General features: G+C 62.0%; 16 protein-coding genes and 1 pseudogene. 16 read left to right on the top strand and 1 reads right to left on the bottom strand.

The annotated features are described in order from the left end of the window. The first annotated feature begins 31 nt into the window (after positions 1-31). From QMX88_RS09470 to madM, 12 genes and pseudogenes are all read left to right on the top strand, one after another. On the top strand, positions 32-6010 hold the full coding sequence (locus QMX88_RS09470; RefSeq protein WP_282368590.1) for an Hpt domain-containing protein: 5979 nt from the start codon (positions 32-34) through the stop codon (positions 6008-6010). After that, positions 6003-6491 carry a chemotaxis protein CheW gene (locus QMX88_RS09465; protein WP_122536410.1) on the top strand — a complete coding sequence of 163 codons (489 nt, stop codon included), beginning with the start codon at positions 6003-6005 and terminating at the stop codon, positions 6489-6491. The genes QMX88_RS09470 and QMX88_RS09465 overlap by 8 nt, the downstream gene beginning before the upstream one ends. A gap of 1048 nt (positions 6492-7539) precedes the next feature. Beyond that, positions 7540-8391 (top strand): annotated as a pseudogene (locus tag QMX88_RS09460) (Fic family protein); the annotation flags it as partial. A gap of 98 nt (positions 8392-8489) precedes the next feature. Further along, positions 8490-10166: a malonate decarboxylase subunit alpha gene (gene mdcA / locus QMX88_RS09455; RefSeq protein ID WP_282368587.1), complete on the top strand. Its 1677-nt coding sequence runs from the start codon at positions 8490-8492 to the stop codon at positions 10164-10166. After that, positions 10166-11074: a triphosphoribosyl-dephospho-CoA synthase gene (locus QMX88_RS09450; RefSeq protein ID WP_282368585.1), complete on the top strand. Its 909-nt coding sequence runs from the start codon at positions 10166-10168 to the stop codon at positions 11072-11074. Before mdcA ends, QMX88_RS09450 begins: the two co-directional genes overlap by 1 nt. A 2-nt stretch (positions 11075-11076) precedes the next feature. Continuing rightward, positions 11077-11376, top strand: coding sequence for a malonate decarboxylase subunit delta (locus QMX88_RS09445; protein ID WP_133775589.1), 300 nt, complete (start codon positions 11077-11079; stop codon positions 11374-11376). Then, positions 11369-12220 carry a biotin-independent malonate decarboxylase subunit beta gene (locus QMX88_RS09440; RefSeq protein WP_282368581.1) on the top strand — a complete coding sequence of 284 codons (852 nt, stop codon included), beginning with the start codon at positions 11369-11371 and terminating at the stop codon, positions 12218-12220. Before QMX88_RS09445 ends, QMX88_RS09440 begins: the two co-directional genes overlap by 8 nt. Further along, positions 12217-13020 carry a biotin-independent malonate decarboxylase subunit gamma gene (mdcE, locus tag QMX88_RS09435; RefSeq protein WP_282368580.1) on the top strand — a complete coding sequence of 268 codons (804 nt, stop codon included), beginning with the start codon at positions 12217-12219 and terminating at the stop codon, positions 13018-13020. Before QMX88_RS09440 ends, mdcE begins: the two co-directional genes overlap by 4 nt. After that, positions 13020-13646 (top strand): malonate decarboxylase holo-ACP synthase, encoded by a 627-nt coding sequence (locus tag QMX88_RS09430; protein WP_282368578.1) that lies wholly within the window; start codon positions 13020-13022, stop codon positions 13644-13646. Before mdcE ends, QMX88_RS09430 begins: the two co-directional genes overlap by 1 nt. Continuing rightward, positions 13643-14578 (top strand): malonate decarboxylase subunit epsilon, encoded by a 936-nt coding sequence (gene mdcH, locus QMX88_RS09425; RefSeq protein ID WP_282368576.1) that lies wholly within the window; start codon positions 13643-13645, stop codon positions 14576-14578. Before QMX88_RS09430 ends, mdcH begins: the two co-directional genes overlap by 4 nt. A 67-nt stretch (positions 14579-14645) precedes the next feature. Continuing rightward, positions 14646-15080 (top strand): malonate transporter subunit MadL, encoded by a 435-nt coding sequence (gene madL / locus QMX88_RS09420; protein WP_192172962.1) that lies wholly within the window; start codon positions 14646-14648, stop codon positions 15078-15080. Position 15081: 1 nt separating this feature from the next. Further along, positions 15082-15846 carry a malonate transporter subunit MadM gene (madM, locus tag QMX88_RS09415; protein WP_122624431.1) on the top strand — a complete coding sequence of 255 codons (765 nt, stop codon included), beginning with the start codon at positions 15082-15084 and terminating at the stop codon, positions 15844-15846. 697 nt (positions 15847-16543) lie between these two features. On the opposite strand, the gene QMX88_RS09410 is transcribed toward madM, so the two are convergent. Continuing rightward, positions 16544-17464: a LysR family transcriptional regulator gene (locus QMX88_RS09410; protein ID WP_192173225.1), complete on the bottom strand. Its 921-nt coding sequence runs from the start codon at positions 17462-17464 to the stop codon at positions 16544-16546. 166 nt (positions 17465-17630) lie between these two features. Between QMX88_RS09410 and trhA the strand changes: the two genes are divergently transcribed. The 4 genes from trhA (at position 17631) to QMX88_RS09390 (ending at position 20863) form a co-directional block, all read left to right on the top strand. Further along, the gene (trhA, locus tag QMX88_RS09405; RefSeq protein WP_282368567.1) at positions 17631-18248 is read left to right on the top strand and encodes a PAQR family membrane homeostasis protein TrhA; all 618 of its coding nucleotides are present in this window, start codon (positions 17631-17633) and stop codon (positions 18246-18248) included. 377 nt (positions 18249-18625) lie between these two features. Then, positions 18626-19402 (top strand): transporter substrate-binding domain-containing protein, encoded by a 777-nt coding sequence (locus QMX88_RS09400; RefSeq protein ID WP_282368565.1) that lies wholly within the window; start codon positions 18626-18628, stop codon positions 19400-19402. A 52-nt stretch (positions 19403-19454) separates the two neighbouring features. Continuing rightward, complete coding sequence (locus tag QMX88_RS09395) at positions 19455-20132, top strand: amino acid ABC transporter permease (RefSeq protein WP_282368563.1); 678 nt, start codon at positions 19455-19457, stop codon at positions 20130-20132. Next, entirely contained in the window at positions 20129-20863 is a 735-nt protein-coding gene (locus QMX88_RS09390; RefSeq protein WP_037018914.1) for an amino acid ABC transporter ATP-binding protein, read from the top strand. The genes QMX88_RS09395 and QMX88_RS09390 overlap by 4 nt, the downstream gene beginning before the upstream one ends. Positions 20864-20872: the final 9 nt, after the last annotated feature.

Genomic DNA, 20872 nt, shown 5'->3' with positions numbered 1-20872 from the left:
CAGCGTCAAGGCACAGGCAACCGGAGTCACCATGGCTGACCGTCACGATTACGTGGCCCTGGAGTGGGTCAAAGGCGAAATAGCCGAAACCCTCACACACGCCCGACAGGCGCTGGACACGTTCGTCGCCCAACCGCACGACGCCGCGGCAATGGACGAGTGCCTGGAGCTCATCCATCAGGTTCACGGCAGCCTGCAGATGATCGAGTTCTACGGCGCCGCGCTGTTCGCCGAGGAAATCGAACAGCTGGCGCTGGCGCTGAAAGAGGGCCACGTCGCCCAGGAAAGCGAAGCGATCCAGCTGCTGAATCTGGCGATGACGCAATTGCCGGTTTACCTGGAGCGTGTGCACTCCGCCCGCCGTGACCTGCCGCTGGTGGTGCTGCCGCTGCTCAACGATTTACGCAGCGCCCGGGGCGAAAGCCTGCTGTCGGAAACCAGCCTGTTCTCGCCGCAATTGCTGTCTATCCCCGCGCTTGATGCTCAGGCATTGGCCGAACGCGACAATCCCGAATTGCCCGCGAAATTGCGCAAGCTGCGGCAGACGCTGCAAACCGCGCTGGTCGGGCTGCTTCGCGATCAGGACGTGCAGACTCAACTCGGTTACATGGGCAAGGTGTTCGCGCGGCTTGAGATGTTGTGCGAGGACGCGCCCCTCGAACCGCTGTGGCGTATCGCGTCCGCGCTGGTCGAAACCATGCTCAGCGGCAATTTCACCAACAGCCCGGCGCTGCGCAGCCTGTTCAAGGATGCCGACAAAGAACTCAAACGTCTGCTGGATCAAGGCATTGAAGGCATCAATCAGCCTGCGCCCGACGAACTCCTGAAAAGCCTGTTGTTTTACATCGCCAAGTCCGACAGCGAGGCGCAGAAGATGACGGACTTGAAGGATCAGTACGCACTCGCCGATGCGCTGCCCCACAGCGCCTTGGTCGCTGAAGAACGTGCGCGCATGGCCGGGCCGGATCGCGACGCCATGCGCTCGGTGATCATTGCCCTGTGCGACGAGCTGGTGCGGACCAAGGAACGGCTCGACGTTTTTGTGCGCGGGGACCGTCAGCACGTCAGCGAGCTGAACGCCTTGCTGCCCCCGTTGCGGCAGATCGCCGATACCCTGGCGGTGCTGGGTTTTGGCCAGCCGCGTAAAGTCATCATCGATCAGATGACCGTGGTGCAGGGCATGGCCCAGGGGCAACGCGCACCCGACGATGCCACCTTGATGGACGTCGCCGGTGCGCTGTTGTACGTCGAATCCACCCTCGCGGGCATGGCCGGAACGGTTAACCAGAGCAGCCCTGAAGAAAGCCGTCTGCCGACGACTGATCTCAGTCAGATTCACCAACTGGTCATCAAGGAAGCGCGCATCGTTCTGCAGCAGGCCAAGGACGTGATCGACGAGTACGTCGACGGTGAAATGGACCGGGCACGTCTTCTGCCGCTGTCCGAGCAACTGGTTCAGGTGCGTGGCGCGCTGGCGATGATCCCGCTGGCGCGGGCATCCGGCTTGCTGGCGGCCTGTAACGATTACATCACCGAACACTTGCTGGTTGACACCGAAAGCCCGGCGGCCTCGCAGCTCGATCACCTGGCGGACGTGATCATCGGCGTCGAGTATTACCTCGAACGCATGGCCGAAGACCCGGAAGCGCCGGGCGAACATGTACTGGATCTGGCCCAGGAAAGTCTCGCCCGGCTCGGCTACTCGCCGGTCCCCGATGCGCTGGACGTGCCGGTGCTCGAAGAAGTCATCAGCGAAGAAGAGCTGCAGGATTTGCACGAGCGGCAGGCCTTGGTCAGCCCGAGTCGGACCCTCGCCGAAGTGCTGGCCAGCCCGCTGTCGGCGGTCAACCCGCCGGCGCGGAACATGCCGGCCAGTCTGTTGCCGCCGCCGAAGGGTGAGCAGGCGATCGATGACGAGCTGCGCGAAGTCTTCCTCGAAGAAACCGACGAGATGCTCGAAGCACTGCGCGAGTACGTGCCGCGCTGGATTGCCGATCCCGGCAACCTTTCGGCGCTGGGCGAGATTCGTCGTGCGTTTCACACGCTCAAGGGCAGCGGCCGGATGGTGCGCGCGCTGATTCTGGGCGAACTGGCGTGGTCGGTAGAAAACCTCCTGAACCGCGTACTGGAGCACAGCGTCGAGCCGGACGCGCGGGTGCAGCAGTTGCTCACGGACGTTCAAGCCTTGCTGCCGGACGTGATTCGCGATTTCGCCGAGGACGTTCAGCGTCAGCGTGACGATGTCGACCAACTGGCCGCCCAGGCCCATGCGCTAGCCCAGGGCGAAGCGGGTGACATCGAGCCTGCGCAACGGCTGGAGGACGAAGAGGGGTTTGACCCGCAGTTGCTGGAAATTTTCCGTCAGGAAGCCCACACCCACCTGAACACGATAAGCCGCTACCTCGATGCTGCTCAGGATACTGACGCACCTGTATTCAGCAACGATTTGCTGCGCGCGTTGCACACCCTCAAGGGCAGCGCGTACATGGCGGGCGTCCTGCCGATCGCCGAGCTGGCGAGCCCGCTGGATCAACTGGTCCGCGAGTTCAAGACCAACCTGATCGAGGTCGGCCAGGCCGAGATCGACCTGCTGCGTGCGGCCGGGCCTTTGTTTCATTTAGGTCTCGCCCAGCTGAATGTCGACCCGCTGATGCCCATCGAAGGCGCAGCCCCCCTGATTCAACAGGCCCAGGAGCTGCTCGACGCACGGCTGGCCGATGCCTTGAGCGACGACAGCAATGGCCTGCGCACGCGGCGTAATCCGCAGTTGATCGCGAGCTTTCTGGCCGAAGGCATGGACATCCTGCTGGACGCCGACAACTTGCTCAAAGACTGGCGCCAGCACCCCGGCCACCGCCAGGAATTGAACGCGTTGCTCGACGAACTGACCATGCTCGGCCACGGCGCGCACGTCGCCGACCTGCCCCAGGTCGATGAGCTCTGCGAAGCGCTGCTCGACCTGTATGGCGCCGTAGAGGAGAGCAGCCTTGCCGTCAGCGAGCGTTTTTTCGACGAAGCCGAAAAAGCCCACGAAGCACTGATCAACATGCTTGATCAGGTCGCCGCCGGACAGGAAGTCCAGCCGTGCCCTGAGCGCGTGAGCGCCTTGCGCGGTCTGCTCGCCGAGGCGCTGGACCCCGGCGCGATGGGGGTGATCAAAAGTAATGGCGCCGGAGCAACAAGCATCACGGAGATGGAAGAGGTCAGCGAACGCCTCGCTCAACCCGCCCGGCCTTCGCGCGATGATTTCGATCAGGAAATCGTCGAGATCTTCCTCGAAGAGGCGGTGGATATTCTCGACATCGCCGGTCCTGCGCTGCAACGCTGGCTCGACGACCCGGAAAACCCGCTGCCGCTGTCATCGTTGCAACGTGACCTGCACACCCTCAAAGGGGGCGCGCGCATGGCCGAAATCGGGCCGGTGGGCGACCTCGGCCATGAGCTGGAATCGCTCTACGAAGGCCTGATTGATCGACGTTGCGGTTACTCGCCACAACTGGCGGAGCTGTTGGTGCACAGCCACGATCACCTGTCGCTGATGCTTGAACAGCTGCAGCACCGTTCGGCATTGACCAGTCCCGCGCCGCTGATCGAGAAGATTCGCGAGTTTCGCCAGCGCAATTGCTACCTCCTGCCCAATGACGGCCAGACGCGCAATGTCAGCTCGATGATTCACTCGCTGGACGAACGCGATCCGGAACTGCTGGAAATCTTCCTCGAAGAAGCCGACGACATCATCGAGAGCAGCAGCGCGGCGTTGGTGCGCTGGCAGACCGATCCGCAGAACATGCTGGAAGTGGAAAACCTGCTGCGCGATCTGCATACGCTCAAGGGCGGCGCGCGCATGGTGGAGATTGCGCCGATCGGCGACCTGGCCCATGAGCTGGAGTCGCTGTACGAAGGACTGTCGACCGGCGCGCTGAAAAACAGCGCGCTGCTCAACGGCCTGATGCAAAGCGGCCACGACATGCTCGCCGACATGGTCGATGCCGTTCGCGGTTACGAGCCATTGCCCAACCCGGCGCTGCTGATCGAGAGCATCGGTCATTACACGTCATCCGGGGCCGCCCGCGAACCTGTCGAAAAACCTCAGGAGGCGCCGGCTGTGCTGCCCGCGCCGGTTGTTGATACGGCGGCGCAGGCCGAGGCCGACGGCGAGCGCACCGGCCCGGAGATGATCAAGGTACCGGCCGAGCAACTGGAAGACCTGGCGAATCTGGCGGGGGAAACCTCGATATTCCGGGGCCGTGTCGAGCAGCAGGTCAGCGACGCGCAGGTCACACTGGTCGAGATGGAAACCACCATCGAGCGGATGCGCGATCAACTGCGCCGACTCGACATCGAAACCCAGGGCCGTATTCTCAGCCGCGATCACCCCGTTGATCGGCGCGGTTACGAAGCATTCGACCCGCTGGAAATGGACCGGCATTCGCAGCTGCAGCAGTTGTCCCGCGCGCTGTTCGAGTCCGCATCCGACCTGATGGACCTCAAGGAAACCCTCGACACCCGCGCCCATGAGGCCGAAACCCTCTTGCAGCAACAGGCGCGAGTGAACACCCAGCTTCAGGAAAGCCTGATGCGCACGCGCATGGTGCCGTTCGAGCGCATGGTGCCGCGCCTGCGTCGGATCGTCCGTCAGGTGTCGGGCGAGCTGAACAAGAAGGTCAAGTTCGACGTCATCAACGCCGAGGGCGAGATGGACCGCAACGTGCTCGAACGCATGGTCGCGCCGCTGGAGCACATGCTGCGCAACGCCGTCGACCATGGTCTGGAGAGCGTCGAGGAACGCCTGGCCGCCGGTAAATCCGAGTGGGGGCATATCACGCTGAGCCTGGCCCACGAAGGCGGCGACATCGTTATCGAGATGCGCGACGACGGCGCCGGTGTCGACTTCGAGGCTGTGCGGCGCAAGGCGATCAAGCGCGGCATCATCAGCCCCGACGCCGAGCTGAGCGAGCACGACATCCTGCAGTTCATCCTGCGCCCGGGCTTTTCCACCGCCGAGACCATCACCCAGATTTCCGGGCGCGGCGTCGGCATGGACGTGGTGCATGCCGAGGTCAAGGATCTCGGCGGTTCGATGGTCATTGATTCCAAGGCAGGAGAGGGCGCGCGTTTCCGTGTCCGCTTGCCGTTCTCGGTGTCGGTCAACCGTGCGCTGATGGTGCAGTGCGGCGAAGAACAGTACGCCGTGCCGCTGAACAGCATTGAGGGTATTGTGCGCGTGATGCCGAGCGAGCTGGAGACCTGTTATCAGTCCGTGCCGCCGCGCTATGAGTACAACGGGCGAACCTACGAGCTGCGTTATCTGGGCGAGCTGCTCAATAACGGTCATCCGCCGAAACTGGGCGGCCAGACACAGACCCAACCGCTGCCGGTGCTTCTCGTGCACGTACACGATCAATGGATTGCGGTGCAGGTGGATACGTTGGCCGGCTCGCGGGAGATCGTGGTGAAAAACCTGGGTCCGCAGTTTTCGTCGATACCCGGCATTGCCGGCGCGACTATTCTGGGCGACGGCCGCGTGGTGCTGATTCTCGACCTGTTTGCGCACATCCGGCGCTTTCACGCCAAGCTGCTGGCATTGCAGGTCGCCGGGCATGCGCCGGTGCGCTATGTCGAACCCGAACAGGCGCGGCCGTTGCTGGTGATGGTGGTGGATGACTCGGTGACGGTGCGCAAAGTCACCGGCCGCCTGCTGGAACGCAACGGCATGAACGTGCTGACGGCCAAGGATGGGGTCGATGCCATGGCGTTGCTGCAGGAGCACACCCCGGACATCATGCTGCTGGACATCGAAATGCCGCGCATGGACGGCTTTGAGGTGGTCAGCAAGGTTCGCGGAGACGACGCCCTGAAGCACCTGCCGATCATCATGATCACGTCGCGATCAGGGCAGAAGCACCGCGACCACGCCATGGCGCTGGGGGTGAACGAATACATGAGCAAGCCGTATCAGGAAGCCGCTCTGTTGCAAAGCATTGCTCACTGGAGCCACGCCCATGTCTGACACCACGACGCAAACGGCGCGGCTGACCAGCCTGACCGGATTGCTCATCCCCCTGAGTGATCGGCACCTGCTGTTGCCCAACGTGGCGGTCGCCGAGCTGATCGACTATCAAGACAGCGTCGCCGACCCCGCCGCGCCACAGTGGTATTTGGGACCGATCAACTGGCGTAACCGCAGTTTGCCGCTGCTCAGTTTCGAAGCCGCCTGCGGCAGCCGCGCCCGGGTCGGAGGCCGCGCCCGCATCGTCGTGCTCAACGCACTCGGCGGTCGCCCTGACCTCAAATTCATCGCGCTGCTGACCCAAGGCATTCCGCGCTCCTGCAAACTCGACAGCCAACTCAGCTACGTCGACGTGCCGCTGGCCGAGCTGGAACTGGCCGCGGTGCAAGTGGGCGAGACAGTCGCGAAGATCCCTGACCTCGTGGCGCTGGAGGAGTGGCTGGTGGAGGCGGGGTTGGTTCAGATGACGCCGAATTTGTAAGAGACTTCCCGGCTCTCAAACCCCGCAGACTGCATGCCGGACACAGCCCCCTGTAGGAGTGAGCTTGCTCGCGAAGGCTGCATTTCAGCCGCTGCAGATTTAGCGGCTGTCCCGGCCTATTCGCGAGCAAGCTCGCTCCCACGAATGCATGTCAGCCGCCGCAGATTGCATGCCGGACACAGCTCCCTGTAGGAGTGAGCTTGCTCACGAAGGCTGCAGTTCAGCTGCTGAAGATTTAGCGGCCTTCCCGGCCTATTCGCGAGCAAGCTCGCTCCCACGAATGCATGTCAGCCGCCGCAGGTAGCATGCCCAACACAGCCCCCCCTGTAGGAGTGAGCTTGCTCGCGAAAGCTGTATTTCAGCCGCTGAAGATTTCATGCCGGACACAGCCCTTGTGGGAGTGAGCTTGCTCACGAAGGCTGCATTTCAAACGCTGAAGATTTAGCGGCTGTCCCGGCCTATTCGCGAGCAAGCTCGCTCCCACGCCTGCATGTCAGCCGCCGCAGATTGCATGCCGGACACAGCCCTTGTGGGAGTGAGCTTGCTCACGAAAGCTGCATTTCAAACGCTGAAGATTTGGTGGATGTACCGGCCCCTTCGCGAGCAAGCTCGCTCCCACGCCTGCATGTCAGCCGCCGCAGATTGCATGCCGGACACAGCCCTTGTGGGAGTGAGCTTGCTCACGAAAGCTGCATTTCAAACGCTGAAGATTTAGCGGCTGTCCCGGCTCTTTCGCGAGCAAGCTCGCTCCCACCATTTGATCTCCAGCATGCTCAACTTGTGTCTGTCTGGAGCATCCAGGAACTGCCAGCGGAAGCCGGCTCATATCAGGCTGAAGTATTTCGCTTTTACAGATTCGATATCGGTAAGGTTTGCTGCGTTGGCATCTGCTATGCCGTCCGAAATAGCCTGCATCTGGCGCATCTCGGCTTCCAGGTAGCGGCTCAGTGCTTGCTGAAGGTGATATTGCCGATCACGCCCAATCCCTCCTAGACGATGAGCCGAATAAACCGCATATTCGGCTCATACCTTGAGCCGAATATGACGGGGTCTGGCAGAGTTGATGCTGGATGCCACCCAACAACATGACGCGCCGCTGACGTCCGAACGGCTGATGCATTGGCATCGCTTGTTGTTTCCCGAGACGATCGCGCCGACGGCAAACCCCATCCAGGTTGGCGTGCTTAGGGGCCCCGAACCCATGCAGGTCTTGTCCGGTCGCATTGACCGACCCGTGGTGCATTTCGAAGCACCTCCGCGCGAAGGCCTGGAGCAAAAGCTCGATGACTTTTTCTACTGGTTCAACAGTAGCCGCGCCGACCCTACCCTCGACCCGCTGATCCGCGCGGGCGTCGCACATTTCTGGTTCGTGACGCTGCACCCGTTCGACGATGGCAACGGACGTTTGACCCGCGCAATCACTGATCTGGCCATGGCCCAGGGCGAACACCAGGCCATACGCTTTTACGCCATGTCCGTCAGCATCCTCGCCCGCCGTCAGGACTACTACCGGGTCCTGGAGGCGACCCAGCGCGGTTGGCTGAATATCACTGAGTGGCTCGTTTGGTTTTTGCAGACGCTGCTCCATACGTTTGAGCAGGCCATCCAGCGCATCGACCGGGTTTTGGCGAAGGCGAGATTCTGGCAAGCCCATCGGGATGACGGGCTATCCACCGAGCAAATCAAAGTGCTCAACCGTTTGCTGAATGGCGACCTGTTGTCGGAGAGGCCGGACGCGGGTTTCACCGACGGCATCAGCGCCGCTCAATACCAGGCGGTCGCCAAGGTCAGTAAAGCCACCGCCACTCGGCATCTCGCAGATCTGTTGGGAAAAGACTGCCTGCGTAGACTTCCGGGCGGCGGGCGCAGCACCCGCTATCAGATCAACTGGCCCGACTGATCATTACTCTCACGGTAATGATTAGCGCATTTGCTTGATTGATGCCGAGCCGCCGCCCCTCCTAATCTGCCCCACGACAGCGAACTCGTGGAGTCAGCATGACCACAACAACGAAACTTGACCCGCGCTGGTCGCGTCGTCGCACTGAAAAACTGCGACGGCTCGACCTGGTGCGTTCCTTCGCCGATGGCGTTGTACTGCCCACCGACAAGATTGTCGCGGCGCTTGAGGCGCTGATTGCGCCGGGCGATCGCGTGGTACTTGAAGGCAACAACCAAAAGCAGGCGGATTTTCTTTCGCGCTCACTGGTGAAGGCCGATCCCGGCAAGCTCCACGACCTGCACATAATTATGCCCAGCGTGGGTCGGGCCGAGCATCTGGACCTGTTCGAACGCGGCATCGCCCGCAAGCTGGATTTCTCTTTCGCCGGTACCCAAAGCCTGCGCATCAGCCAGTTGCTGGAAGACGGGCTGCTGGAAATCGGCGCGATTCATACCTACATCGAGCTGTATTCCCGCCTGCTGGTCGACCTGATTCCCAACGTCGTGCTCTCGGCCGGTTTCATGGCTGACCGCGCCGGCAACATCTACACCGGCGCCAGCACCGAAGACACCCCCGCCCTGATAGAACCGGCCGCCTTCAGCGACGGCATCGTCATCGTGCAGGTCAACCAGTTGGTGGATGACGTCAGCGACCTGCCGCGCGTGGACATCCCGGCGTCATGGGTCGATTTCGTGGTCGTCGCCGACAAGCCGTTCTACATCGAGCCGCTGTTCACCCGCGACCCGCGCCACATCAAGCCGGTGCACGTGCTGATGGCGATGATGGCGATTCGCGGGATCTACGAAAAACACAACGTCCAGTCCCTCAACCATGGCATCGGCTTCAACACCGCGGCGATCGAACTGATCCTGCCGACCTACGGTGAATCTCTGGGCCTGAAGGGCAAGATCTGCCGCAACTGGACGCTCAACCCGCATCCGACGCTGATCCCCGCCATCGAAAGCGGCTGGGTCGAAAGCGTGCATTGCTTCGGCACCGAGCTGGGCATGGAAAACTACATCGCGGCACGGCCCGACGTGTTCTTTACCGGCCACGATGGCTCGATGCGTTCCAACCGGATGATGTGCCAGCTGGCCGGGCAATACGCGGTTGACCTGTTCATCGGCGCCACGCTGCAAGTCGACGGCGACGGCCATTCCTCCACCGTCACCCGTGGGCGCCTCGCCGGCTTTGGCGGCGCGCCAAACATGGGCCACGACCCGCGCGGCCGACGTCACGCCACGCCTGCCTGGCTGGACATGCGCCAGCAGAGCGGGGACGGGCCGGACGCCTATCTTGAGCGCGGCAAGAAGCTTGTCGTGCAAATGGTCGAGACCTTCCAGGAGGGCGGCAAACCCACGTTCGTCGAGACACTGGATGCCGTCGAAGTCGCGAAAAAAAGTGGCATGCCCCTGGCGCCAATCATGATCTACGGCGACGACGTCACTCACCTGCTGACCGAAGAAGGCATCGCCTATCTGTACAAGGCGCGCAGCCTGGAGGAGCGTCAGGCCATGATCGCCGCCGTCGCTGGCGTGACCTCCATCGGCCTGCGCCACAACCCCAAAGACACCGCCCGGATGCGCCGCGAAGGGCTGATTGCGCTCCCCGAAGACCTGGGCATTCGCCGCACCGACGCCAGCCGCGAACTGCTTGCCGCCAAGAGCATCGCCGAACTGGTGGAATGGTCCGGCGGTTTGTACAACCCGCCTGCGAAATTCAGGAGCTGGTGATGCGCGCATTCAACGTAGCTTTCGATGCCTTCGATGCAACGACGAACCCTGCATCACTGGCAGAGCGCCTGGCCGATCTGGCGGTGGATGCACTGATCGACGAAGCCGACCTGTCGCCAAAACCGGCGCTGGTTGACCGTCGCAGTAGTGGCGCCCACACGGATTTGCACTTGGGCCTGATGCACGCATCAGCGCTGTCGCTGTGGCCCGCGTTCAAGCAAATGGCCGACGCCGCCATTGCCATCGGCGAGATCAATCCGCTGTTGCGGGAAACCATCGGACGCCTCGGTCGCGAAGGCGAAGCGGCGATGATGCGCACGACTAACGGGGTGAATACCCATCGCGGCGCGATCTGGGCACTGGGTTTGCTGGTCACCGCTGCAGCGCTGAATCCCGATCACATTTCCCCGGAGGGGCTGTGCCAACGCGCCGGCCAGCTGGCATTGATCGAGGATCGTCACCAGACCGCCAACCAGAGCCACAGCCAGAGCCATGGCCAAACCGTTGCGCAGAAATACGGCGCAATGGGCGCCCGGGAGCAAGCGCAAGCGGGTTTCCCTGCCGTCATCCAAACCGGCTTGCCGCAACTCCTCCGCAGCCGCGCCGCCGGACATGGCGAGCAGAACGCGCGACTCGATGCGCTGCTGGCGATCATGACCACGCTGTCCGATACCTGCGTGCTGTATCGCGCGGGTGAAGCAGGCCTGCACGCCATGCAACACGGTGCGCAGCGGGTGCTGGACGCCGGCGGCAGCGCGACCCTCAGCGGCCGTCGCGCGCTGAATCAGCTGGATCAACAACTGCTGGGCCTGAACGCCTCCCCCGGCGGCGCCGCCGATTTGCTCGCCGCTTGCCTGTTTATTGATCGTCTGGAGCCTGCGCTCGGCGATGAAACGAGGAACGTCTGATCATGGAAACCCTGTCTTTTGAATTCCCAGCCGGGCAGCCGCCAAGGGGGCGCGCGCTGGTGGGTTGTGTCGGTTCGGGTGATCTGGAAGTGCTGCTTGAACCGGGCCAGCCGGGCAAGCTGACCATTCAGGTGCTGACGTCGGTCAACGGCAGTTCGGCGCGCTGGGAAAACCTCTTTCAGCGCATGTTCGACGGCCAGACGCCGCCGGCCATGAGCATCGACATTCATGATTTCGGCGCCACGCCGGGCGTGGTTCGGCTGCGCCTGGAGCAAGGTTTCGAGGAGGTCGGTCATGACTGACAGCACGCGGCTTCTGCAGCAGCACAGTTTCGTCGAGCTCGGCGCCCGGCAACGCGCGCGCGCACTGCTGGACGACGGCAGTTTTCGTGAGCTGATCGATCCCTTCGAGCGCCTCGTCTCCCCTTGGCTGGCCAAGCAAGGCGTCGTGCCCCAGGCCGATGATGGCGTGGTCATCGCCAAAGGCACCATCGATGGCAAACCGGTGGTGATCTGCGCCATCGAAGGCGGCTTTCAAGGCGGCAGCATGGGTGAAGTCGGCGGCGCGAAGATGGCTGGCGCGCTGGAGCTGGCCGCCGAAGACAATCGCAAGGGCATTCCCACCGCAGCCGTTCTGTTGCTGGAAACCGGGGGCGTTCGCTTGCAGGAAGCCAATCTCGGGCTGGCGGCCATCGCTGACATTCACGCCGCGATTGTTGATCTGCGTCGCTATCAGCCGGTAATCGGCGTAGTGGCGGGCAGCGTCGGCTGCTTCGGCGGCATGTCGATTGCGGCGGGCTTGTGCAGTTATCTGGTCGTCACCCAGGAAGCGCGTCTCGGCCTGAACGGCCCGCAAGTGATCGAGCAGGAAGCCGGCATTGAAGAATACGACTCCCGCGACCGGCCGTTCATCTGGAGCCTGACCGGGGGCGAGCAACGTTTTGCCAGCGGTCTGGTGGACGCCTTTGTCGCCGACGACATCAGCGCCATTCAGCAACAGGTGCATGCGTTGTTGCACAAGGGCAAGCCCGAGCAGGAACGCAGCAGTCGATACGCGTGGTTCCTCGAGCGTTTGTCGCACGTGGAGACTGCCCAGCAGATAGCGCCCGCTTCGGTGCGCGCTGCCTATCAAGGAGACCGGTCATGAGTGCTTACTCACTCCGTGGATTGAACTGGTTCAACGCGCTGGCCGCAAACGCCGCTGAAGTGGCGGGGCTGCCTGCGTCGGTGAAAGCAGCGGATGGCGTACTGGGTGATCGCCCGGCGCGATTCCTGGCGGTGGTCGCTGACCCTGCCAACCGCTTTCCCCGCGCACAAAGCGGCGAAGTCGGATTGCTTGAAGGATGGGGTCTGGCCCAGGCCGTGGACGGCGCCATCGAACTGGATCAGAACAGCGACACCAAGCGCACGCTGATTGCGATCATCGACGTGCCGAGTCAGGCCTATGGTCGCCGCGAAGAAGCGCTGGGTATTCACCAGGCACTGGCCGGCGCGGTAGACGCCTATGCTCGGGCGCGCCTGGCCGGGCATCCGGTGATTGGGCTGTTGGTGGGCAAGGCCATGTCGGGGGCGTTCCTCGCCCACGGCTATCAGGCCAATCGCCTGATTGCCCTGCGGGACCCGGGCGTCATGGTTCATGCCATGGGCAAAGCTTCCGCGGCGCGGGTGACTCTGCGCAGCGTCGAGGAACTGGAAAAACTCGCCGCCAGCGTGCCGCCGATGGCCTATGACATCGACAGCTATGCCAGCCTTGGTTTGCTGTGGGAAACCCTGTCGGTCAGTCAGATCGAGCAGCCCACGGCGTCTGATCTTACGCTGGTCCAGGACTGCTTGATTGCAGCGATCAAAGACACCCTCGCCGGCGCCAATGACCTGAGTTCACGCCTCGGCGCGCCGAACCGTGGGGCGTCGTCGAAAGTCCGCGAGCTGTTGCGGGCGCAGTGGTAATGAGTGCTTTCCAGCCGGTGCTGCCCCACGACCTGTTGTGGGGTTTGCCGACGGCTGCGTTGCCGATCGACGCACCGGCGTGGGCGTTCGAGGCCATCGGCCTGGGTCATCCAGTGGTAGTGCGCCGCGCTCGTGTCGGGGCAGGACTGGTGGCGGTGGGCGTGAGAGGTCAGTCCCGGGATCAGCGCTACGCCACCCACATGAAACTTGATGATGTGCAGCGGCGCGTGCCGCCTGAAGAGTTGATCGCCATGACGCCCGAAGCTGACTGGCCGGCGTTGCGCGCCTTGCAGCAGATTCGTCCAGTGATGGACTCGCTCGGCCTGCCGTGGGGCGTGGCGGGTGGCGCCGGTTTTGAGCTGGCGAGTGGCGTGGCAGTACTGCACGCGGACAGCGACCTCGATCTCATTCTGCGCACCCCTGAACTCTTAGATCGCCAGCACGCCGCTCGTTTGGTCGAGCAGCTTGCCGGCGCGGTCTGCCGCATCGACCTTCAGTTGCAAACACCGTCTGGTGGCGTGGCGCTGCGCGAGTGGGCAGGACCGTCACGCCAGGTGCTGCTCAAAGCCGAAGACGGCGCGCGGCTTGTGGATAACCCTTGGCTGGCGCAGGCGGTTGCGGCATGAGCAGTTTCTGGGCGTTTCCCGGCCAGGGCGCGCAACAGCCGGGCATGCTCCATGGGCTGCCGGAGCATCCCTTGGTTGAACAGTGCCTGGCAGAAGCGAGCGCTGCATTGAGCGAGGACGTCCTGACGCTGGATACGGCCGCCTCCCTGCAATCGACGCGAGCTGTTCAGCTGTGCCTGTTAATCGCGGGCGTCGCGTGCGCCCGGGTGCTGATGGCCGATGGGAACACTCCCGACATGGTCGCAGGTTTGTCCATCGGTGCTTATCCGGCGGCAGTGATCGCGGAGGCTCTGGATTTTTCGGATGCCGTGCGTCTGGTGGCGCTGCGGGGTGAGCTGATGCAAAGCGCTTATCCACAGGGCTATGGCATGACCGCGCTGATCGGGCTGGACCAACCCACGGTCGAAAGCCTGATCGCACGCATTCACAGCGTTGAGACGCCGGTCTATCTGGCCAACATCAACGCTGATACCCAGTTCGTTATTGCTGGCCGAGACGAAGCCATGACGGCCGTCGCTGCGCTCGCGAAAGAGCAGGGCGCTGCGGCGGCCAAGCGGCTGGCGGTCAGCGTACCGTCCCATTGCGAACTGCTGGCCGAACCGGCACGCGCCCTTGCCGATGCATTCGCCCGAGTTTCCGTGAAAGCGCCGACGCTGAAATACCTCAGCGGCAGCACCGCGCGGCCGATGCTCAGCGCCGACAAGGTCCGTGACGATCTGGCGTTCAACATGTGCCGGGTGATCGACTGGCGCAGCACGGTGCAAACCGCCTACGAGCGAGGTGCGCGGCTGCACATCGAGCTGCCGCCGGGCACCGTGCTGACAGGCCTGGCGCGTCGCGTTTTCGAACAAGGATCGGTCGTCGCCTTTCAGGGCGCCCGGCTGGACACGCTCAGCGCGCTGTCGCGAGAGGAGGAACGCCGCCACTCATAAACCGACTGCTGCTTTCGAAGGAACACAAAAACAACAACTTCGACGATGCAATTTGAGGATAAGAACAATGGTGATTTATGGCGTGGCGTTACTCGCAATCTGCACCCTCGCGGGGGTGATTCTCGGTGATCTGCTTGGCGTGCTGCTGGGCGTCAAATCCAACGTGGGCGGCGTGGGGATCGCGATGATCCTGCTGATCTGCGCGCGGCTGTTCATGCAAAAGCGCGGCGGCATGAGCGAAGGCTGCGAAATGGGCGTCGGCTTCTGGGGCGCCATGTACATCCCGGTCGTCGTGGCCATGGCCGCTCAGCAAAACGTCGTGACGGCGCTCAAGGGCGGGCCGATCGCGGTCATCGCGGCGGTGGTGTCAGTGGTGGTCTGTGGCTGCACCATTGCAGTCATCAGCCGCATCAACAAGGGCGAGCCACTGCCCAAAGAAGACGAACTCGCGCACCCGCTTCCGGTAATCGCGCCGACTGTTTCGCCAGCAGGAGGCCGCTGATATGTGGGAGCTCATTCAGAAAGACCTGATCAGCCAGGGCCTGGTCACCGCGTTCGCCGTGGTGGGCGTGGTGATGTGGATTTCGGTGGTGCTGTCCAAGCGCCTGACGTTCGGGCGCATTCATGGTTCGGCCATTGCGATCGTCATCGGCCTGGTGCTGGCGTGGGTGGGTGGCACGATGACCGGTGGCCAGAAAGGGCTGGCGGACCTGGCGTTGTTTTCCGGGATCGGCTTGATGGGCGGGTCGATGCTGCGTGATTTCGCCATCGTCGCCACGGCCTTCGAAGTGCAGGCCACCGAAGCGAAAAAGGCCGGCTGGATCGGCGCGTTCTCGCTGCTGTTGGGTACGTTGCTGCCATTCATTGTCGGTTGCTGTGTGGCGTACGCGTTTGGCTATCGCGATGCGGTGAGCATCACCACCATTGGCGCGGGCGCAGTGACGTACATCGTCGGGCCGGTGACCGGTGCGGCATTGGGCGCGACCTCGGATGTGATGGCGCTGTCGATCGCGACCGGTCTGATCAAAGCCATTCTGGTGATGGTCGGCACCCCGATGGCTGCGCGCTGGATGGGGCTGGATAACCCGCGCTCGGCGATGGTTTTCGGCGGCCTGGCCGGCACCGTGAGCGGCGTAACGGCCGGGTTGGCGGCGACGGACCGGCGGCTGGTGCCTTACGGCGCGCTGACGGCGACATTCCACACGGGGCTCGGCTGTCTGTTGGGGCCTTCGCTGCTGTACTTCATCGTGCGCGGGATTCTGGGCTGAGGTTCCAGGATGCGTGGCGTCAGCAACGTGCTGCCGTTCCGCGCCAGAACGCTGATGTATCTGCCGGCATCGGAATTGCGGGAGCGAGCTTGCTCGCGAAGGGTTCGTTACAGCCACCAAATTTTCAGCGACTGAAATGCCATCTTCGTGAGCAAGCTCACTCCCACAGGGGACGTGTTTGATGCAAGAAAGCGCGGTGTCAGAGTGAGCCGCAGATGTATCTACTGACAGGTAATTTGTGGGAGCGACCGGGGTGGCGATCCACCTTGCTCGCGAATGGGCCGGTACATCCGCTATAAATTCAGCGGCTGAAATGCCGCCTTCGCGAGCAAGCTCATTCCCACAAGGGATGTGTTTGATGCAAGAAAGCGCGGTATCAGAAGACGCCGCAGATGTATCTACTGACAGGTAATTTGTGGGAGCGAGCTTGCTCGCGAAGGGGCCGGTACATCCACCGAACTTTCAGCGGCTGAAATGCCGTCTTCGTGAGCAAGCTCACTCCCACAGGGGATGTGTTTGATGCAAGAAAGCGCGGTGTCAGAAGGTGCCGCAGATGTATCTACTGACAGGTAATTTGTGGGAGCGACCGGGGTGGCGATCCACCTTGCTCGCGAAGGGGCCGGTACATCCACCCAACTTTCAGCGGCTGAAATGCCGTCTTCGTGAGCAAGCTTTCTTCCACACGGGGGAGTCAGACTCAGCCTTGCGCCAGCCGGTTCGAGTACATCCGGCATTCCGCCAGCAACGCCAAGAGATTCGGGTCACGCTCCCGGGCTTTGAGGAAGACCAGTCCGATGTGCTGCTGCATGCGATATCTCGCTTGCAGCGGCACCAGGCGGACGCGGTTTTCGTAGACGGCGGCGATTCGCCCGGGCAACAGCGCATAGCCCACTCCAGAGCTGACCATGCTCAGCAGCGTGAAGATGTCGTTCACTTGCATGGCGATCTTCGGTTCAAAACCGGCTTGTTCAAACACCCGCGCGCCATCGCGGTGGGTGGCGAAGCCTTGGGTCAGGGTGATAAAGGTCATTTCCCGCAGGTCGCTCAGGTCCACCTCGCTCTGTAGCGCAAAGGGTGAATCAGCCGGCGTGGCGAGAAAAATATCGTCGGAAAACAGCGGCAACTGCTCGCAATCCGGATCACTCACGGATTCGTTCAGCGACACCAAAATCGCATCCACTTCCATGTTTTTCAGCTTGTAGAAGAGATCGATATTGGAGCCCAGGATCAGGTCGATGTTGAGTTCGCTGCGGCGGATCTTCAGGCCCATGATCAGCTGCGGCACGGTTTTAACCGTGAGTGAATACAGCGCCCCCAGTTTGAACCGCGCCGCCGAAAACCCCGCCGCCTGCCGCGTCTGTTCGATGGTGCTGAGCACGTCCTGCACCAGCTTCTGTGCGCGCTCCTCCAGCACATAAGCGCCTTCGAGGGGCGTTAGGTTGCGACCCTCGTGCTTGAACAGCGGACACCGCAACGCGCTTTCCAGCGAGTGAATCGCCCGGTGCACGCTGACCGTGCTCGTCTGCAGCTCCGCCGCCGCGCGCGCGAGATTCCCGGTGCGCATGAACGCCAGAAAGATTTCCAGCTTCTTGAGGGTGAGCTCTTCGTCGATCTGCATCGTGTGGATCCGCGCCGGATTCTTGTTTTGAGAGCGCCCGATTGTGCCGAAGAGATCGGCGGCTGACTGCATTAAATTCTCGATAACACCACACTAGACGTTGTCATCGCGGTTCAGAAGCAGGACGCTTGGCGCGTGTCATGCAATTGAGAGAGGTAAATTGCGGATGTACTACGGAGAAAAATTCAACGCCTGGACCCATTTGGTCGGCGCGATCCTGGCAACGATCGGTGCCGTCTGGATGCTGGTTGTCGCCACGATGACGGGGGATATCTGGAAGATCATCAGCGTTGCGGTCTACGGTGTGGCGCTGGTGATGCTGTACAGCGCGTCGACGGTTTACCACAGTGTTCGCGGCCGGGCGAAAGTGATCATGCAGAAGGTTGATCACTTTTCGATCTATCTGCTCATCGCGGGCAGCTACACGCCGTTTTGTCTGGTGACGCTGCACGGGACGTGGGGCTGGACGTTGTTCGGTATCGTCTGGGCGCTGGCGATCATCGGCATCCTCCAGGAAATCAAACCCCGCTCCGAAGCGCGGGTGATGTCCATCGTCATTTACGCGGTCATGGGCTGGATCGTGCTGGTCGCGGTCAATCCGCTGATCGCCGCGCTGGGCATTGCCGGATTCATCTGGCTGGCGCTGGGTGGCGTGTTCTACACCGTGGGGATCATTTTTTTCGCGTTCGACACCAAGGTCCGACACTTTCATGGGGTCTGGCACCTGTTTGTCATCGCCGGCAGCCTGCTGCACTTTGTTGCGATTTCGCGTTACGTGCTTTAGGCGTATGGGGCAAGACTGGCGCTCCCGCTTGCTCGCGAAGATGACGATTCATCTGCTGGATTTTCAGCGGCTGGGATGATGTCCTCGTGAGCAAGCTCACTCCCACAACAGGCGATATCCGACGCACCGCGAGCAATCCATGCGCCGCTTCGGTGCATATCATCTTTCACATCACTGATCATTTTCTGTACACCCCACAGCCTTGCGCGCTTTCCGCTCTGCACCAATGCGGATAACTTTCGCACCCCATTGAAGCATTTAATTCATTTATTTTATTTGTTGAATTATTTGATTCGTCATCCTAGTCTGATCCTCGAAACGCCCCCTCTGTGGTAAGGCGGCCTTCTTGAACTGACTGATCAATCGGGGAGCAAGACATGAATGTGAAAGTACTCTTGAGCATGGCCGTGGCAACCGCCTTTTCCGCATCCACCTGGGCCGCTGACTGGACCGTCGGCGCCAACGTGGGCAACGTACCGTGGGAGTTTCAGGACGCCAAAGGCGAGATCGTCGGCTTTGAAGTCGACGTCGTGAAAGAAGTCGCCAAACGCGCCGGCAAGACCGTGGAATTCGTCAACATCCCGTTCAACGGCCTGTTCAGCGCCGTGCAATCCAAAAGGGCTGACATCGCCATTTCATCGATCACCATCACCCCCAAGCGCCTTGAATCCGTTGGCTTTGCCCAGCCGTATTACGACAGCGACCAATCCCTGTCGGTGCTCGCCAAATCCGGCATCAACGGCCTGAAGGACATGGACGGCAAGGTGGTCGGCGTCGACACCGGTTCCACCGGCGACATGTGGGTCAACGCCCATCAGGCCGAGTACAAGTTCAAGGAAGTCTCACGCTACGAAGGGCTGTCGCCTGCGATGCTCGATCTCGCGTCCGGCCGCATGGACGGCTACATCAGCGATATCCCGGCGGTCCTGTACTACATCAAGGACAAGCCGCAATACAAAGTCGTCGCGAAAATTCCTACCGGTGAGAAGTACTCGTTGATGCACGCCAAGGGCTGGGCATCGGCCGGTCAGGTCAACGACATCATCACCACGATGAAGAAAGAAGGCGTGATCGCCGACCTGCACAAGAAGTGGTTCGGTGCCGACGCTGATCCGGAGTCCAGCACCGTCAAAGTGGTCGATGTGCTCAAGTAACCCCTGACCGCTCACGCCCGCGCCCGCCACTGCTCGCCATCAAGGAATCGCAATGGAGTTGTTAGAAACGTTCTTCAACTGGAGCGTGTTCGTCGATGCGCTGCCATTGATGCTCCGCGGCCTGGGCGTGACGGTGATGCTCGGCGTGGTCAGCATCATTCTCGGCCTGGTGGGCGGGCTGGTGCTGGCAATGCTGCGGCTGTATGGGTACGCCCCGGTGCGGTTTCTGGCGCGGGTGTACATCGACGTGCTGCGCTCGATTCCATTGCTGGTGCTGTTGGTGCTGATCTATTACGCGCTGCCGTTCGTAGGCATTCGCCTGTCGTCGTTCGCGGCGGCCACGGCGGCGCTGTCACTGGTGTCCTGCGCGTATTCGGCGGAGATCTTTCGCTCCGGCATCGAAGCCATTCCCCGCGGGCAATTCGAAGCCTCGGCCTCCCAGGGCATGGGCTTTTTCAACACCATGCGCGACATCATCCTGCCCCAGGCCATGCGCATCGTCATGCCACCGATGACCAGCAACTGCATCAACGTCATGAAAGACACCGCGCTGGCGTCGGTCGTGGCGATGCCCGATTTGCTCAAACAAGCCACTCAGGCCCAGGCGCTGGCGGCCAATCCAACACCGCTGGTGGGCGCGGCGGTCATGTACCTGTTGCTGCTTCTGCCGTTGGTGCAATTGGTGAGCTGGATCGAGCGACGTAACGGCGCCGGGAGGAAAAGCGCATGAGCACCGTGATTGAAATGGAAGGCGTGGCCAAATTCTACGGGCCATTCCAGGCCCTGACCGACATCAACCTGACCGTCGATCAAGGCGAAGTGGTGGTCATCCTCGGGCCGTCGGGCTCCGGGAAATCGACACTGATCCGCTGCATCAATCTGCTGGAGGAATATCAGCAGGGCGACATCCGCGTCGGCAGCCAACGCGTTGAAACGGGCCCGAAGCTGGCCGGCATCCGTTGCGAAGTCGGCATGGTCTTCCAGAATTTCAATTTGTACCCGCACCTCACCGTGCTCGCCAACGTGGCGCTGGCGCCGGTCCGTGTGCGCGGCATGTCTCGCCGTGACGCCAACGAACGCGCGCGCCTGCTGCTGGAGAAAGTCGGCATGGGCGCCCACGCGGCGAAATACCCGAGCCAGTTGTCCGGCGGCCAGCAGCAGCGCGTGGCCATCGCCCGGACCATGGCCATGGAGCCCCGGGTGATTCTGTTTGACGAGCCCACTTCGGCACTCGACCCGGAGATGGTCGGCGAAGTGCTTGACGTCATGCAGAACCTCGCCCGCTCCGGCGTGACCATGGTCGTCGTGACCCACGAGATGGGCTTCGCGCGGAAGGTCGCCGACCGGGTGATCTTCATGGAGAACGGCCGAATCATCGAACAGAACAACCCGCACGATTTCTTCACGGCCCCGCAAGAGCCGAGAACCCGCGCGTTTTTGCAGGCCATCCTGCATCACTGATCAGACTCT

Origin of the sequence: Pseudomonas sp. PS02290 (assembly GCF_029960075.1) — a bacterium.
GTDB lineage: Bacteria > Pseudomonadota > Gammaproteobacteria > Pseudomonadales > Pseudomonadaceae > Aquipseudomonas.
The sequence above is the reverse complement of the archived record's forward strand: the minus strand, read 5'-3'. Positions and strand labels throughout refer to the sequence as shown.

What these genes read in the sequence shown, in the direction of transcription:
- trhA (WP_282368567.1), top strand. Translation starts at nt 17,631, where the DNA reads ATGTACTACGGAGAAAAATTCAACGCCTGGACCCATTTGGTCGGCGCG.
- QMX88_RS09410 (WP_192173225.1), bottom strand. Translation starts at nt 17,464, where the DNA reads ATGCAGATCGACGAAGAGCTCACCCTCAAGAAGCTGGAAATCTTTCTG.
- QMX88_RS09465 (WP_122536410.1), top strand. Translation starts at nt 6,003, where the DNA reads ATGTCTGACACCACGACGCAAACGGCGCGGCTGACCAGCCTGACCGGA.
- madL (WP_192172962.1), top strand. Translation starts at nt 14,646, where the DNA reads ATGGTGATTTATGGCGTGGCGTTACTCGCAATCTGCACCCTCGCGGGG.
- QMX88_RS09440 (WP_282368581.1), top strand. Translation starts at nt 11,369, where the DNA reads ATGACTGACAGCACGCGGCTTCTGCAGCAGCACAGTTTCGTCGAGCTC.
- QMX88_RS09450 (WP_282368585.1), top strand. Translation starts at nt 10,166, where the DNA reads ATGCGCGCATTCAACGTAGCTTTCGATGCCTTCGATGCAACGACGAAC.
- mdcH (WP_282368576.1), top strand. Translation starts at nt 13,643, where the DNA reads ATGAGCAGTTTCTGGGCGTTTCCCGGCCAGGGCGCGCAACAGCCGGGC.
- QMX88_RS09400 (WP_282368565.1), top strand. Translation starts at nt 18,626, where the DNA reads ATGAATGTGAAAGTACTCTTGAGCATGGCCGTGGCAACCGCCTTTTCC.
- QMX88_RS09390 (WP_037018914.1), top strand. Translation starts at nt 20,129, where the DNA reads ATGAGCACCGTGATTGAAATGGAAGGCGTGGCCAAATTCTACGGGCCA.
- mdcE (WP_282368580.1), top strand. Translation starts at nt 12,217, where the DNA reads ATGAGTGCTTACTCACTCCGTGGATTGAACTGGTTCAACGCGCTGGCC.
- QMX88_RS09430 (WP_282368578.1), top strand. Translation starts at nt 13,020, where the DNA reads ATGAGTGCTTTCCAGCCGGTGCTGCCCCACGACCTGTTGTGGGGTTTG.
- QMX88_RS09445 (WP_133775589.1), top strand. Translation starts at nt 11,077, where the DNA reads ATGGAAACCCTGTCTTTTGAATTCCCAGCCGGGCAGCCGCCAAGGGGG.
- madM (WP_122624431.1), top strand. Translation starts at nt 15,082, where the DNA reads ATGTGGGAGCTCATTCAGAAAGACCTGATCAGCCAGGGCCTGGTCACC.
- QMX88_RS09470 (WP_282368590.1), top strand. Translation starts at nt 32, where the DNA reads ATGGCTGACCGTCACGATTACGTGGCCCTGGAGTGGGTCAAAGGCGAA.
- mdcA (WP_282368587.1), top strand. Translation starts at nt 8,490, where the DNA reads ATGACCACAACAACGAAACTTGACCCGCGCTGGTCGCGTCGTCGCACT.
- QMX88_RS09395 (WP_282368563.1), top strand. Translation starts at nt 19,455, where the DNA reads ATGGAGTTGTTAGAAACGTTCTTCAACTGGAGCGTGTTCGTCGATGCG.